The sequence below is a fragment of the Streptococcus sp. HMSC072D05 genome (assembly GCF_001815805.1).
In the GTDB taxonomy this organism is placed as follows: domain Bacteria; phylum Bacillota; class Bacilli; order Lactobacillales; family Streptococcaceae; genus Streptococcus.
This window is the reverse complement of sequence record NZ_KV821994.1, coordinates 161,302-175,289: the sequence shown is the minus strand read 5'-3', so window position 1 is coordinate 175,289 and position 13,988 is coordinate 161,302. Positions and strand designations below refer to the sequence as shown.

The window sequence follows — 13,988 nt, the reverse complement described above, 5'->3', positions numbered from 1 at the left end:
GATCAACGATTCGTGGTTTTATAGTTCATCTGCAATCTTGTTTATTTTTCTGAGTCTGTGGTTGACACCACTTTTGGTCAGGGGATTGCTCAGGCTATCCGCCAACTGCTGGATAGAGTAGTCTGGGTGCTGGATCCGTAAGCGAGCCACCTCCTGCAAATCCACTGGTAAATTTTCCAAACCCATTCTATCTTTGATTTTACTGATATTATTGATAGTCTTCATGCTGGCAGAAACTGTCCGAGCGATATTAGCTGTCTCGGCATTATTGGCTCGATTGAGATCGTTACGAGTTTCACGCAAAATCTTGACGCGCTCAAAGTTATCACGCGCCTGCATAGCCCCAATCACGATCAAGAAATCCATGATGTCCTCTGCACGCTGGAGATAGGTAACTGCACCTTTCTTTCGCTCAATAACCTTGGCATCCAACAAAAACTGCTGAAGGAGAGAGGCTAGTCCATGGGCGTGGTCCAGATATACAGAACTGATCTCCAACTGGTACTTGCCAGACTCAGGATCTCGGATGCTACCATTTGCCAGAAAGGCCCCACATAAGTAAGCACGACCAGCCTCTTCATCTGCTAAGATATCGGGATCAATACCCGTCTCCAAACCAAAGAAGGAATCCGCAAGCCGCAAATCAGCCAAAAGCTCCTGCACCCTCTCATCTGTATAGACCGTATAGACACGATTCTTGCGAAGATTGCTTCTCTGATGGTGACGAATTTCTGACTTGATCTCATAAAAATGGAGAAAGGACTCATAAAGGTGCCGAGCTAACTTAGCATTTTCAGTTACGACTGACAAGGTCAAGCCCGAACTAGATAGACCGATACTGCCAGACATCTTGATAATGGCCGATAGTTCATAACGACTGAGATGGTGTTGACCAAGAATTTCCTCTTTTACTGCAACTGTAAAACTCATTTTCTCACCTGTATAATGCGCATCAATTCATCTACAATCAAATCGCCATCATGGAAGGCTCCTCCATTTTCCAAACGAAGGAAGTTGGATGAAATCACACGAGGGACCTGCTTGCAAAGACCAGCAAAATCATGCTCTACCTGAACCAAATATTCATCAAAACGGTTGGTATCCATGTATTCTCTAGGAACCTTCTCGATATTAACCAAGACCGTATCAATAAATGGCCTACCTAAGTGTCGATGGAGGACTTCCACGTGGTCACTGTCTGAAAAGTGCTCTGTTTCCCCACGCTGGGTCATGATATTGCAGACATAGGCAATCTCAGCCTTAGTCTCCAAGAGAGCCTGCCCAATCTCCTCAATGACAATATTGGGCAAAATCGATGTAAAGAGGGAACCAGGCCCCAAGACGATCATATCACTCTCTAGGATAGTATTGACCACTCGACGGCTGGCTTGGGGCGTTTCATCATCCAAGGTATTGGTCACATAGACATGGTCGATCATGCCGGGATGATCTGCAATGTGGCTCTCACCTGCCACCTCAGAACCGTCTTTAAAGACTGCATGCAGTGTCAAAGGCTGATCGCTTGAGGGGTAGATTTTTCCTGTTGTGTGGAAAAAGAGACTTAGCAGCTGCATGGCATTATAAGTGGACCCTTGCATTTCAGAAAGCCCTGCTATAATGATATTTCCTAGAGGATGACCTGCAAAAGCACCAGCGTCTTCTGAAAAGCGGTACTGAAAAACCTTCTCATAAAATTTAGGCATATCCGACATGGCTACCAGGACATTGCGAAGATCTCCTGGTGGTGTCAGCTGTTGGATATTCTTTCTTAGTTCACCAGAAGAGCCACCATCATCAGCTACCGTTACGATGGCTGCGATATCAACATCCTTTTCTCGCAAGCTTTTCAAAATGACGGGGATACCTGTTCCTCCACCAATTACCGTTATCTTTGGTTTTCTCATGAACGGTTTACCGTTTCCTTTCTTCTGTCTTTGTCACGATGGCTTTCATTGACAGACCAGTTTTTAGCAAGGTCCTCAGCTATGCGTTTGGCAAAGGCAACACTACGGTGTTGTCCACCTGTACATCCTACTGCAATGGTTAAAACAGACTTGCCTTCTTTTTTGTAACTTGGCAAAATGGGTTCAATCAAGGCGAGTAAGTGCTGATAGAAACTTTCAGACTCTTCATGATTCATCACATAGTCATAAACTGCTTGATCCTCACCTGTCTGATTACGGAGTTCAGGGAGGTAGTATGGGTTTGGTAAGAAACGGACATCAAAGACCAAGTCTGCATCGATAGGAATACCATACTTGAATCCAAAAGACATGACTTCGATACGGAAAGACTGGGCTTGTTCTTGGTCCGAAAATTGCTCAGCAATGGTTTTACGAAGTTCACGCGGAGTAAGTTCTGTCGTATCCACCACATTTTGGCTCATGTTTTTCAAAGGTGCCAAGAGCTCGCGCTCCAGCTTGATGCCGTCCAAAATCCGACCATCCGCTGCTAGAGGGTGACTCCGTCTGGTTTCCTTGTAACGGGCCACCAATTCCTTATCTTTTGCATCCAAAAAGAGAATTTTGAAATCCAAATCATCTTGGTTTTCCAATTCATCCAAAACTGCCTGAATCTCTGAAAAGAAGGAACGGCTCCGCATGTCCACAACCAAGGCCAGTTTGTGGTCATCATCCTTGGTCTCTACCAACTGCAAAAACTTTGGCAAGAGGGCTGGTGGCATATTGTCAATAGTGAAATATCCCAAATCCTCGAAGGACTGAATGGCTACTGTTTTCCCTGCGCCACTCATCCCTGTCACAATCACCAGGTGAAGTTGTTTCTTTGTCATCTATCTCTCCTTATATCAAAAAAAGTTTGGCAGAGCCAAACTTCAACTAGCTTATCCAATCTCTGCGATCACTTCAATTTCGACTTTTACATCACGAGGAAGACGTGCAACCTCTACAGCTGAACGAGCTGGAAATTCCTCTTTAAAGGCAGTCTGGTAAACCTCGTTAAAAGGAACAAAGTCATTCATATCGCTCAAGAAGCAAGTTGTTTTAACAACATGGTCAAAGTCTGTTCCTGCTTCTGCCAAAATAGCGCCGATATTTTTCAAGACTTGTTCTGTCTGTTCTTGGATCGTTTCTCCTACAATTTCTCCAGTTTCAGGAGATAGGGGAACTTGACCGCTAGCAAACAAAAGATTGCCAACGATTTTCCCTTGAACATATGGTCCGATAGCCTTTGGAGCTTTGTCTGTATGAATTGTTTTTGCCATTTCTTTCCCTCACAATTTTTCTAATATTGCATCCCAAGCCTGATCCATCCCTGCCTTGCTGACAGATGAAAAGAGGATGAAGTCGTCACTTGGGTCAAAGTTTAATTTCTTTTTGATTGCTGATTCGTGCTTGTTCCACTTACCGCGAGGAATCTTGTCCGCCTTGGTCGCAACGATAATAACCGGAATCTCATAATACTTGAGAAATTCGTACATCTGCACATCATCTGCTGACGGGTCGTGGCGGAGATCCACCAAACTGACTACCGCACGGAGATTTTCCCGAGTCGTTAGGTACTCCTCAATCATGCGCCCCCATTTTTCACGTTCCTTTTTAGAAACGCGGGCATAGCCATAACCTGGTACATCCACAAAACGCATCTTGTCATCAATGTTGAAGAAGTTGAGTAACTGGGTCTTCCCAGGTTTTCCTGATGTACGAGCAAGATTTTTGCGGTTCAACATGGTGTTGATAAAGCTAGACTTGCCGACATTTGAACGCCCTGCAAGGGCAATCTCTGGCAGGTCATCCTGCGGATAGTGGGACTTGTTTGCCGCACTGAGCAGGATTTCAGCATTGTGTGTATTAAGTTCCATAGTCACCTCTAGGCTGTTTCTAGAATGGGTTTTTCCGTTCCATCAACAGCTTCTTTTGTGATGCGGACCAATTTCACATTTTCCTGACTCGGTACTTCAAACATAACATCTAGCATGGTTTCTTCGATAATAGACCGAAGACCACGCGCACCAGTTTTGCGTTCGATAGCCTTATTGGCGATTTCTTGAAGGGCTTCATCTTCAAATTCCAACTCAACATCATCATAAGAAAGCAAGGTTTGGTATTGTTTCACCAAGGCATTTCTTGGCTCTTTCAAGATGCGAACCAAGTCATCGACCGTCAATTGCTCAAGAGCAGCAAAGACAGGCAAGCGTCCAATCAACTCAGGGATAATACCGAATTTTTGAATGTCTTCTGCGATGATTTCTTGCATGTAGGAGCTGTTTTCGTCAATCGCCTTGTTATTTTGGCCAAAACCGATGACTTTTTCTCCCAGACGTTGTTTAACGATTTCTTCGATGCCATCAAAAGCACCACCTACGATAAAGAGGATATTTTTAGTATCCACCTGAATCATCTCTTGTTGTGGATGTTTGCGTCCTCCTTGAGGCGGCACGCTAGCGACAGTTCCCTCGATAATCTTGAGAAGGGCTTGTTGCACACCTTCACCCGAAACGTCACGTGTGATAGACACATTCTCGCTCTTCTTGGCAATTTTGTCAATTTCATCTACGTAGATAATCCCACGTTCTGCACGTTCGATGTTAAAGTCAGCAGCCTGCAAAAGTTTGAGGAGGATATTTTCCACGTCCTCACCCACATACCCAGCCTCAGTCAGAGCCGTCGCATCTGCAATAGCGAAAGGCACGTTCAAGCTCTTAGCCAAAGTCTGAGCCAAGAAAGTTTTCCCTGAACCAGTTGGACCAATCATCAAGATGTTTGACTTCTGCAAATCCACATCTTCTGACTCTTCACGCGTATCATGGAAATTGATGCGTTTGTAGTGGTTGTAAACTGCCACTGCCAAGGCACGTTTAGCGCGATCCTGACCGATCACATAGTGATTCAAGATATTGAGGAGTTCGATTGGTTTTGGTACTTCAGACAAGTCTGCCAAAACTTCCTCAGCCAACTCCTCCCGAATGATTTCCTGGGCCAATTCCACACATTCATTACAGATAAAGGCGTTGTTCCCAGCGATTATTTTCTTTACTTCTTCTTGGCTCTTGCCACAAAATGAGCAATAAACCATCATATCATTTTTCCTATTTGTAGGCATGATTTCCTTCCATTCTAATTTATCATTCTATCTAAAATAAGGTCATATAAAAAGCGTGGACACTGTTTACCAGATTGGTAAAAGCATTCAACCAGAGTAAGGCAGACAGTCCATAGCGCTTCTTACGAAAAGCCTGTGCTCCAGTCAAAATACAGATCACACACAACAAAGCTGTAAAAAATCCAAATATACTGCGCTCCATTAGACTTCCTTTCTATCTCGGTATTCGATGGTAAAATCATAGTCGTTTTTCTCATCTCGGGTGTAAGATTTGCTTGCTACTGTCTCAAAATGAGACAAGTCAAACTCCTCAGGGAAATAGGTATCTCCCTCCACCTGAGCATGAATCTGTGTCACGATGATTTCATCTAAATAAGGCTCAAAAGCCTGAAAAATCTGCTTTCCGCCAATGATATAGAGATTTTTTTCCTGACTCTGATACCACGCTAAAACAGACTCCACATCTTGAAATACGAGCGCCCCATCTATGACTTCTTCGCTATTTCGCGTTAAAATCAGGGTTTGCCGTTTTGGAAGCAGACGACGTCCCATACCATCAAAGGTCACTCGTCCCATCAGTATAGCATGATTTAAAGTTGTTTCCTTAAAATGTTGCAACTCTGCTGGCAAATGCCAAGGGAGACGATCTTCCTTCCCAATCACACCTTTTTCATCTTGGGCCCAAATGGCTATGATTTTCTTTGTCATGCTTCCGTCCTTTTTATTGATACTACTATTTTATCAAAATTCTCCCAAAAAGGCTGTTTTGAAACGCGCGCAAAAGAGAGAAAAGGAGCAGGCTTCATTCAGCCTGCTCCTCTCGTCCCTAGGACGTATATTTTTTTGCTTCTGATTCAATTTTTTCAACCACTTCTTGGATACTTAGTCCAGTTGTGTCAAGGTAAACTGCATCCTCAGCCTGTTTGAGAGGTGAGGTTTCACGATGACTATCCTTGTAGTCACGCGCCGCAATCTCTTCTTTCAACGTTTCCAAGTTAGTCTCAATCCCTTTAGCAATATTTTCCTTGTAACGACGCTCTGCTCTTTCTTCAACAGAAGCCACTAGGAAAATCTTGAGTTCAGCTTGTGGTAAAACAACTGTCCCGATATCACGCCCATCCATGACGATACCGCCTTGCTGAGCAATCTCTTGCTGGAGCGAAACCAGTTTCTCACGCACTTCAGGAATGGCAGCAATGCTTGAAACCTTGTTGGTCACTTCATTTTCACGAATCGGATGCGTAATATCAACATCCCCTACAAAAACAAGTTGCTCACCTGTTTCTGAACGACCAAAACTAATGGGGTGTTGGTTAAGAAGCTCAAGAAGTTGGTCTACATTTCCTGCATTCAACTGGTGTTTGAGCGCTATATAAGTCGCAGCACGGTACATAGCACCTGTATCGAGATAAGTATAACCAAAATCCTTAGCGACAATCTTTGCGACCGTACTCTTGCCACTCGAAGCTGGACCATCGATAGCAATTTGAATTGTCTTCATGACCGACTCCTATCTTGTCTTAATCACATCACCTGGATTGGCAAACCAAGATCCAGATGACATGTGAGAAGGATTTAGAGCCTCTAGCTGGGCAATGGAAATCCCTGCACGCTGAGCAAGAGCTGCCTCTCCCTCTCCAGGCTGTACTGTAAGTGTTCCTTCACCCTCTGCATGTTCTTCCGAACTGCTTTCTGAAGGTGTTGATTCAGAAGAAGATGTTTCCTCTACCTTGCTACTTGAAGATGATGATGCTTCCACTTTAGAACTTGAACTTGTAGAAGGAGACGATGCATCATAGAAGTCCTTCAAAGATGAAGTACGATTGCTTCCTCCGGTTGATAGGTAAATCAATACAACTACCATCGCTACAACGATTACAAAGAAGAGGCTGGCTAGAACCGTTAAGACACGATTCGCAACAACGCCTTTCCCTTTTTGTTTCCGGTGTCGACGCTCTGATCTTGTTTCTTCCTCATTGTTTTCGTAAATATCTTCTTGCCACGGTTCTTTTTCCATACCTTACTCCTTGTTTTTTTTACATTTTCTTATTACAATATAAATATGAAAGTCACACTTATACCCGAACGGTGCATTGCCTGCGGGCTTTGCCAAACCTATTCTGAACTCTTTGATTACCATGATAATGGAATCGTTCGATTTTACGATGATCCAGTCAAATTGCAAAGAGAAATCGCTGAGACCAGCGATGTTCTGGAGGCCATCAAAAATTGTCCTACAAGAGCACTTCTAAAAGATCCATCGTAGGAAGCAGGGAATAAATATAATTGATTTTTTCTCATTTTTCCCACACCTACTAGTTTAGCATATTTCTAGGTAAAATTATAGTCTTTTTTGGTTATTTTTTTCCTTCAATAATAGAAAGGTCACTTTTTTCTTTGACGAGATAGAGTGGTCTTTTTTTGGTCTCTAGATAAATCTTACTGATATACTTACCGAGAATCCCAATCGTCAGGAGTTGAATCCCTCCAAGAAAGAGGATGACAGCCATCAAAGAGGTCCAACCAGATGTCGGATTTCCCAAGATAAGGGTCCGAAACACCACAAAAAATGTCATCACAAACGAAAGAAAACAAGATAGAAGTCCCGCTACAAAGGCTATACTCAAGGGAAAATCTGAAAAGTTAAGAATTCCTTCAATCGAGTAGAAAAAGAGCTGTCTAAAACTCCAACTGGTCTTGCCAGCCTGTCGTTCAACGTTTGGATAGTCCAGATAGTGCGTTTTAAAACCCACCCAGGCAAAGAGTCCTTTAGAAAAACGATTGGACTCGGTCAGGGTTAAAATAGCATCTACCACAGATCTTCTCATCATGCGAAAATCACGGACACCTGAGGGCAGAGCTACTGGGCTGATTTTTTGCATGAGGCGGTAAAAGAGGTCCGCACAGAGACTACGGAAAAAGGGTTCCCCCTCCCGACTAGTTCTCCGTGTCCCAACACAGTCTATGTCTGCATTTTGGTCTAGTAAGGCTTTCATCTCAAGTAGCATACTAGGAGGATCCTGAAGGTCTGCATCCATCACGACCACCAAGTCTCCAGTTGCATGCTGCAAGCCTGCGTATAAGGCTGCCTCTTTCCCAAAATTTCGTGAGAATGAGACATAACGGACCGCAGGATTTTGCTCCCGATAGGCCTTCAAAAGCTCCAAGGTTCCATCGCTAGACCCGTCATCCACAAAGACATACTCGATCTCTGCTCCCAAGTCAGGAAGCAGAGCTTCCACAGACTGATAAAAAAGAGGAAGTACTTCCTCTTCGTTTAAACAAGGGACAATGATTGAAATCATCATCTTAGTCTTCAAATCCATTTGGATGCTTGCTTTGCCAACGCCATGCGTCTTCACACATTTGGGTGATGTCGAGTTCTGCTTCCCAGCCCAGTTCTGCTTTGGCTTTTGCAGGGTCTGAGTAGCAGGCAGCAATATCACCTGGGCGGCGTTCTACGATGCGGTATGGAATAGGACGTCCCACCGCTTTTTCCATGTTTTGGATAATTTCAAGAACTGAATAGCCTTTACCTGTTCCAAGGTTGTAAATGTTAAGGCCTGAACCTTTTTGGATCTTTTGTAGAGCTGCAACGTGACCTTTGGCTAGATCTACAACGTGGATATAGTCACGAACACCAGTTCCATCTTCTGTATCGTAATCATCTCCAAAGACTTGTACTTGTTCCAGTTTGCCAACTGCTACTTGTGAAACATAAGGCAAAAGATTATTTGGAATGCCGTTTGGATTTTCTCCTAGGTCTCCACTTTCATGCGCTCCGATTGGGTTAAAGTAACGAAGCAAGACCACATTCCATTCTGAATCTGCCTTGTAGATATCGGTCAAAATTTCCTCTAACATGAGCTTGGTACGACCGTATGGATTGGTCACTGAAAGTGGGAAATCTTCCAAGATTGGAACAGTGTGAGGGTCTCCGTAAACTGTCGCCGAAGAACTGAAGATGATGTTCTTACAGTTATTTTCTTCCATAGCTTTCAAAAGGCTAACAGTTCCTGAGATATTGTTGTCATAGTAGGCAAGAGGAATACGGGTTGATTCGCCAACAGCCTTCAAACCCGCAAAGTGAATCACACCAGTCGGTTCTTCCTGCTTGAAAATATCTCTGAGTGTATCTGTGTCACGGATATCTGCCTCATAAAAAGGAATCTCAACTCCTGTGATTCTTTCAACAACTTCTAAACTTTTACGATTGCTATTGACAAGATTATCCACCACAACCACTTGATGACCTGCTTGGATCAACTCAATAACAGTGTGGGTTCCGATAAATCCAGCACCACCAGTTACCAAAATCTTTTCTTGCATCTTTCTTCCTCGATTCTCGGATTATTTTTTCTTATTTTATCATTTTTGATAGGGAATGTCATTTGACATCCTAAACTACCTGCTAAAATTTCAGTAAAATCTTACTCGCTTTTTACTCGCTTGACATAGTTTGCAATTGGGTAGTTTACTGGGTCCAAGGTCAACTCCTTGTCTTGGACCAGTTGAGCTAGATGGTAACCGATGATAGGGCCGGTTGTGAGGCCTGATGAACCTAGACCACTTGCCGCATAAACACCCGCTAAGCCTGGCACCTGTCCAAAGAAAGGGGAGAAATCACTGGTATAGGCGCGAATTCCTACACGCTCACCTGATGATTTCGCTTCTGCCAAGGCTGGATAGTGGGGTAAGGCTGCCTCCTCCATTTGTTGGAGCAAGGTTTCATCCACTGTCAAATCAAATCCCATATCATTTTCATGGGTAGCACCTAAGGACAATTTCCCACCTGCAAAAGGGATCAAATCCCACTCCCCTTCTGGCATGACAACAGGGTAAGATTCTAGGTCTTTGGAGAACTGATAATCTCGGAGTTGCCCCTTTTGGGGACGAACATCTACCTCATATCCTAAAGGCTCCAAAATGTCCCTCAACCAAGCTCCTGTTGCCAAAATAACCTGATCAAACACCTCTTCACCAATCTGATAGCCGGATGCCAAAGGTGTCAGACTCACTTTTTCTTTGACCAGCTTGACTTGACTAGCTTTTAGCAAACGAGTCACTAAGAGTTGGCCATCTACTCTCGCTCCACCAGAAGCATAGAGCAGGCGGTCAAATCCCTGCAAGCCAGGGAATAATTCATTTGCAGACGCTTGGTCTAGAATAGCTAATTGACCTATCAAGGGAGATTCTTCCCTACGCTGGAGTGCTAGTTCATAGAGTTCTTCTAACTTGGATTCATCCTTTTTCAAGAGAAAAACTCCCGAACGCTGGTAAAAGTCGATTTCCTGTCCTGACTTTTCTAAATCAGCCAACAAATCCACATAAAAGTCAGCTCCCAAGCGCGCCATCTTGTACCAGGCTTTATTACGGCGTTTGGAAAACCAAGGACTGATAATTCCCGCTGCTGCCTTGGTAGCCTGACCTTGTCCATGGTCAAAAACGGTCACCTCTAGATCACTTTCTTTAGAAAGGTAGTAGGCAGCTGTTGCCCCTACAATCCCTGCTCCAATAATGGCAACTTTTTTCATTGTCTTCACCTTCTAACTAGATATGGTGGAAAGGATCGGTCGATGCCTGACTAGGCAAGATATCAATAGACCAGCCCTTCTCTTCCTTCCATTGAGTAAGAAGTGCAACGATTCTTTCCACAAAAAGCACTTCTATATAGTGGCCTGGGTCCAATGCCAGCAAGCCATCGGACAGCATATCCTGAGCAGTATGGTAGTAAATGTCACCAGTGATATAAACATCTGCTCCCTTAGCTAAAGCATCCTTATAGAAAGACTGCCCGCTACCACCACAGATGGCCACTCTTGAAATAGACTTCTGCAAGTCATTCTCTTGATAATGCACCAATCGAAGACTATCTAGACCAAAAACTTGCTTGACATGTTGTGCCAATTCCCCAAATGTCTGAGTTTGAATATTTCCAATCCGCCCAATCCCACGTCCTGGGCCTGTTTCCTGCAGATAGGTCGTGTCCTCAATACCTAGCATCTGGCAGAACCAGTCATTGAGACCATTCTCAACGATGTCAATATTGGTGTGACTGACATAAACTGCGATGTCATGCTTAATCAGGTCAATGTAAATCTTATTTTGCGGATGGCTAGCGACCAAATCCTTGATAGGACGGAAAATCGGCGCGTGCTTAACGATAATCAAGTCCACACCCTTTTCAATGGCTTCAACCACCGTCTCTTCACGAATGTCGAGGGCAACCATAACCCTTTGGATCTCCTTGTCTAAAGTACCGATTTGCAGGCCACGACTGTCTCCCTCCATGGAAAATTCCTGAGGACAAAAGTCTTCATAACGTTTAATCACTTCACTTGCTAACATGGAGCACCTCCTTGATGGCTTGAATTTTATCTACAAGAACTTGACGTTCTTCCAGATTTTTTTCTGGGATTTGGCTAAGGGCAAATTCTAACTTAGCTGCTTCTTTTTGCCACTTTTGGACAAAGACTGGGCTGACTTCTTTGGACAAGATAGGTCCAAAACGGACATCACTTGCTGATAACTTCATTTGTCCCGCTTCCACTACTAGAATTTCATAAAATTTGCCAGCTTCTTCTAGGATGCTTTCTGCTACAATCTGAAAACCGTGGTCTTCTAGCCAGATGCGCAAGTCGTCTTCACGATTATTGGGCTGGAGAATCAAACGTTCTACATTAGCCAGCTTTTCCAAGCCTTCTTCCAATATGGTAGCAATCAAACGACCTCCCATACCTGCAATGGTGATAACCGATACTTGGTCGACATCTTCAAAGGCTGCCATGCCATTGGCTAAACGGACTTGGATTTTTTCCTTTAGGCCGTGAGCCTCAACATTTTTAACCGCAGACTGGTAGGGGCCATCCACCACCTCACCAGCAATAGCACGCTCAATTTGGCCTCTCTCTACCAACTCGATAGGCAGATAAGCATGGTCACTCCCCACATCAAGTAACACAGCACCTTGGGACACAAAGGACGCCACCAATTCTAATCTCTTTGAAATCATCTTCTCTCACTTTCCAAAACTCTATTACCTCTTATTATACCACATTTCAGCTAGCAATCTTGCACCTAAAAAGACCGCAATCCACAGATTGCAGTCTTTCTTTATTTTCTGGCTTGGTAACGACTAGTCAAGATGAAAATCACGGTAAAGACCAACATCATGGCCCCATAAACAGGCAGTGTTTGTCCTGTTAAGGTCGAAATTTCAAGCAACTTTTGAATCATTGGGAAAAGAGCTGTGGCTAGGAAACCACCTACTGACCAGACAACCAAGAGGACTCGCCAGAGGGTAAATGGCATGCAGGCTCTAAATACGGATAAGAAACCGATAGACCCAAGGAGATAATAAAGTAGGGTTGAGATTTCTAACTCAGACCAACCTTGATTCGCTCCAAAAATTTTCACAAAGAGAACGCTGAACACGACCATGAGGGCACTTGGTAGGGCACGAAGCATGGATCTTCTGAGGAAATTTGGCTCAACAGGCTTGATATTCCGCTCAAAAGTCAGAACGAATGGCGGGAACCCTTCCACGAATTGGTCAATCATGGTAATCTGGATTGGAATGAAAGGGAAAATCAAAATCCACTCAGACCGTCCCAGAAGAACACTAGCGATACAGATGACTGCAAGCAAGAAGGAATAGGTGGTCTTAATCAAGAAAATCGGTGCGATATGGGCGATGTTATTGACCACGCGACGACCTTCAAAGAGAATCTCAGGAACATCATTAAAGTCTGAGTTCAAGAGAACTAGATTGGCAATCTGACGAGTCGCCGGATCTCCCTCCGCCATTACAATCGAACAATCTGCCTCACGGAGGGCCAGGATATCATTGACTCCATCCCCTGTCATGGCCGTTGTATGCCCTGCTTTTTTCAGGGTTTGGATGATGAGTTTCTTTTGATGAGGGGAAACACGACCGAAAATAGCTGTCTCTTCAGCCATGGCCATCAATTCCTCATCCGTGATTTTTGAGCAATCTACATAGCTGTGATAGTCCGCAAAGCCAGCCTTCTGGGCAATGCTGGAAACCGTAACTGGATTGTCGCCAGAGATAATCTTGAGACCTACTTCCTGGGAACGGAGATAGTCCAGCGTCTCAGCTGCTCCTTCTCGAATGGGGTCCAAGATCTCTAGCAGGGCCAGGGCCTGAATATCAGATGGTTTCTGTGGTTTGTGATAATCTAGTTTTTCCTGACTGAGGGCCAAGACCAAGACACGTGACCCTCTCTCCAAAGCCTGTCTAGCTTCTGGGACTTCAGAGTCCAACAACATCTCAGGTGCACCTAAGAAAACAGTTCCCAAACCTTGCAACTCCATAGCCCCCCACTTGCGGTCGCTAGAAAAAGGCAGATTGGAAATCATAGGATAAGCAACCTTTCCTTGGAAACGCTGGCGAATGGCTTGAGCTGTAGGATTTTTATCCTCACTGTGAGCTATGTAGCTGGTCAGAATGCTGGCAATAGCCTCTTCACCATAAGTTTCCGTCAGAGGAAGAAAAGCCTCCACTTGCATCTTTCCTTGGGTGATGGTCCCCGTCTTGTCCAGACAGAGCATATCCACGCGCGCCAAGGTCTCGACAGAGTACATCTCCTGCACCAAGACCTTTTTCAAGCCCAGCTTGATCACCGCAGTCAAGAGCGAAGTTATGGTCAAAAGGGCGATTCCCTTGGGCAGCATACCCAAAAGGGCTGTTGACGAATTTACAACGGATGACTTGAGGGGCAAGCCTTTTAAAATAAAGGCCTCTAGCAGGAGAGCTAGACCAAAGGGAATGATAATCTTCCCAGTAAAACCAGCTAGCTTGTCTAGCGATTTCATGATACGGGAGTTGATCGGTTTCACTGTCTTAGCTTCCAGCATGAGTTTGGAAGCATAGTTGTCTGCCCCGACATGGTGAACTTGAGCCAAAA

At 44.4% G+C, this 13,988-nt stretch carries 15 protein-coding genes and 1 pseudogene; 1 reads left to right on the top strand and 15 read right to left on the bottom strand.

Translation table 11 applies throughout. The annotated features are described in order from the left end of the window. Positions 1-18: 18 nt before the first annotated feature. From whiA to HMPREF3057_RS02720, 9 genes are all read right to left on the bottom strand, one after another. Positions 19-930 (bottom strand): DNA-binding protein WhiA, encoded by a 912-nt coding sequence (gene whiA / locus HMPREF3057_RS02765; RefSeq protein WP_000011295.1) that lies wholly within the window; start codon positions 928-930, stop codon positions 19-21. Beyond that, entirely contained in the window at positions 927-1,904 is a 978-nt protein-coding gene (locus tag HMPREF3057_RS02760) for a YvcK family protein (RefSeq protein WP_001231053.1), read from the bottom strand. The genes whiA and HMPREF3057_RS02760 overlap by 4 nt, the downstream gene beginning before the upstream one ends. After that, a complete protein-coding gene (rapZ, locus tag HMPREF3057_RS02755; RefSeq protein ID WP_049478488.1) occupies positions 1,901-2,791 on the bottom strand; it encodes an RNase adapter RapZ in 891 nt (296 codons plus the stop codon). Before rapZ ends, HMPREF3057_RS02760 begins: the two co-directional genes overlap by 4 nt. A gap of 51 nt (positions 2,792-2,842) precedes the next feature. Beyond that, positions 2,843-3,223 (bottom strand): RidA family protein, encoded by a 381-nt coding sequence (locus tag HMPREF3057_RS02750; RefSeq protein ID WP_001140420.1) that lies wholly within the window; start codon positions 3,221-3,223, stop codon positions 2,843-2,845. 9 nt (positions 3,224-3,232) lie between these two features. Beyond that, positions 3,233-3,820 (bottom strand): ribosome biogenesis GTP-binding protein YihA/YsxC, encoded by a 588-nt coding sequence (gene yihA, locus HMPREF3057_RS02745; RefSeq protein WP_000422595.1) that lies wholly within the window; start codon positions 3,818-3,820, stop codon positions 3,233-3,235. A gap of 8 nt (positions 3,821-3,828) precedes the next feature. Beyond that, complete coding sequence (gene clpX / locus HMPREF3057_RS02740) at positions 3,829-5,061, bottom strand: ATP-dependent Clp protease ATP-binding subunit ClpX (protein ID WP_002879862.1); 1,233 nt, start codon at positions 5,059-5,061, stop codon at positions 3,829-3,831. A gap of 201 nt (positions 5,062-5,262) precedes the next feature. Next, positions 5,263-5,769, bottom strand: a complete 507-nt coding sequence (locus HMPREF3057_RS02730) for a dihydrofolate reductase (protein WP_000162306.1) — start codon at positions 5,767-5,769, stop codon at positions 5,263-5,265. A gap of 118 nt (positions 5,770-5,887) precedes the next feature. Then, the gene (gene cmk / locus HMPREF3057_RS02725) at positions 5,888-6,562 is read right to left on the bottom strand and encodes a (d)CMP kinase (RefSeq protein ID WP_049478485.1); all 675 of its coding nucleotides are present in this window, start codon (positions 6,560-6,562) and stop codon (positions 5,888-5,890) included. A gap of 9 nt (positions 6,563-6,571) precedes the next feature. Then, on the bottom strand, positions 6,572-7,078 hold the full coding sequence (locus HMPREF3057_RS02720; protein ID WP_044020443.1) for an SAG1386/EF1546 family surface-associated protein: 507 nt from the start codon (positions 7,076-7,078) through the stop codon (positions 6,572-6,574). Positions 7,079-7,123: 45 nt separating this feature from the next. Here HMPREF3057_RS02720 and HMPREF3057_RS09915 point away from each other — a divergent pair, with 45 nt between their 5' ends. Beyond that, a complete protein-coding gene (locus HMPREF3057_RS09915) occupies positions 7,124-7,327 on the top strand; it encodes a ferredoxin (RefSeq protein WP_180364441.1) in 204 nt (67 codons plus the stop codon). A gap of 75 nt (positions 7,328-7,402) precedes the next feature. Here the strand turns inward: HMPREF3057_RS09915 and HMPREF3057_RS02715 are convergent. From HMPREF3057_RS02715 to HMPREF3057_RS02690, 6 genes and pseudogenes are all read right to left on the bottom strand, one after another. Next, positions 7,403-8,369 (bottom strand): annotated as a pseudogene (locus HMPREF3057_RS02715) (glycosyltransferase family 2 protein). A gap of 1 nt (position 8,370) precedes the next feature. Further along, the gene (gene galE, locus HMPREF3057_RS02710; protein ID WP_070696264.1) at positions 8,371-9,390 is read right to left on the bottom strand and encodes a UDP-glucose 4-epimerase GalE; all 1,020 of its coding nucleotides are present in this window, start codon (positions 9,388-9,390) and stop codon (positions 8,371-8,373) included. Positions 9,391-9,491: 101 nt separating this feature from the next. Continuing rightward, on the bottom strand, positions 9,492-10,595 hold the full coding sequence (locus HMPREF3057_RS02705) for an NAD(P)/FAD-dependent oxidoreductase (RefSeq protein WP_070696262.1): 1,104 nt from the start codon (positions 10,593-10,595) through the stop codon (positions 9,492-9,494). A gap of 16 nt (positions 10,596-10,611) precedes the next feature. Beyond that, complete coding sequence (locus tag HMPREF3057_RS02700; protein WP_070696259.1) at positions 10,612-11,409, bottom strand: Nif3-like dinuclear metal center hexameric protein; 798 nt, start codon at positions 11,407-11,409, stop codon at positions 10,612-10,614. Beyond that, positions 11,396-12,073, bottom strand: coding sequence for a tRNA (adenine(22)-N(1))-methyltransferase (locus HMPREF3057_RS02695; RefSeq protein ID WP_070696256.1), 678 nt, complete (start codon positions 12,071-12,073; stop codon positions 11,396-11,398). The genes HMPREF3057_RS02700 and HMPREF3057_RS02695 overlap by 14 nt, the downstream gene beginning before the upstream one ends. A 101-nt stretch (positions 12,074-12,174) precedes the next feature. Continuing rightward, a partial coding sequence (locus HMPREF3057_RS02690) for an HAD-IC family P-type ATPase (RefSeq protein ID WP_070696253.1) occupies positions 12,175-13,988 on the bottom strand: 1,814 nt, incomplete at its 5' end.

Bases quoted from the DNA above. Each gene is read 5' to 3' on its own strand.
- clpX (WP_002879862.1), bottom strand. From the start codon at position 5,061: ATGCCTACAAATAGGAAAAATGATATGATGGTTTATTGCTCATTTTGT.
- galE (WP_070696264.1), bottom strand. From the start codon at position 9,390: ATGCAAGAAAAGATTTTGGTAACTGGTGGTGCTGGATTTATCGGAACC.
- HMPREF3057_RS09915 (WP_180364441.1), top strand. From the start codon at position 7,124: ATGAAAGTCACACTTATACCCGAACGGTGCATTGCCTGCGGGCTTTGC.
- whiA (WP_000011295.1), bottom strand. From the start codon at position 930: ATGAGTTTTACAGTTGCAGTAAAAGAGGAAATTCTTGGTCAACACCAT.
- HMPREF3057_RS02720 (WP_044020443.1), bottom strand. From the start codon at position 7,078: ATGGAAAAAGAACCGTGGCAAGAAGATATTTACGAAAACAATGAGGAA.
- HMPREF3057_RS02730 (WP_000162306.1), bottom strand. From the start codon at position 5,769: ATGACAAAGAAAATCATAGCCATTTGGGCCCAAGATGAAAAAGGTGTG.
- yihA (WP_000422595.1), bottom strand. From the start codon at position 3,820: ATGGAACTTAATACACACAATGCTGAAATCCTGCTCAGTGCGGCAAAC.
- HMPREF3057_RS02750 (WP_001140420.1), bottom strand. From the start codon at position 3,223: ATGGCAAAAACAATTCATACAGACAAAGCTCCAAAGGCTATCGGACCA.
- HMPREF3057_RS02760 (WP_001231053.1), bottom strand. From the start codon at position 1,904: ATGAGAAAACCAAAGATAACGGTAATTGGTGGAGGAACAGGTATCCCC.
- HMPREF3057_RS02700 (WP_070696259.1), bottom strand. From the start codon at position 11,409: ATGTTAGCAAGTGAAGTGATTAAACGTTATGAAGACTTTTGTCCTCAG.
- rapZ (WP_049478488.1), bottom strand. From the start codon at position 2,791: ATGACAAAGAAACAACTTCACCTGGTGATTGTGACAGGGATGAGTGGC.
- cmk (WP_049478485.1), bottom strand. From the start codon at position 6,562: ATGAAGACAATTCAAATTGCTATCGATGGTCCAGCTTCGAGTGGCAAG.
- HMPREF3057_RS02705 (WP_070696262.1), bottom strand. From the start codon at position 10,595: ATGAAAAAAGTTGCCATTATTGGAGCAGGGATTGTAGGGGCAACAGCT.
- HMPREF3057_RS02695 (WP_070696256.1), bottom strand. From the start codon at position 12,073: ATGATTTCAAAGAGATTAGAATTGGTGGCGTCCTTTGTGTCCCAAGGT.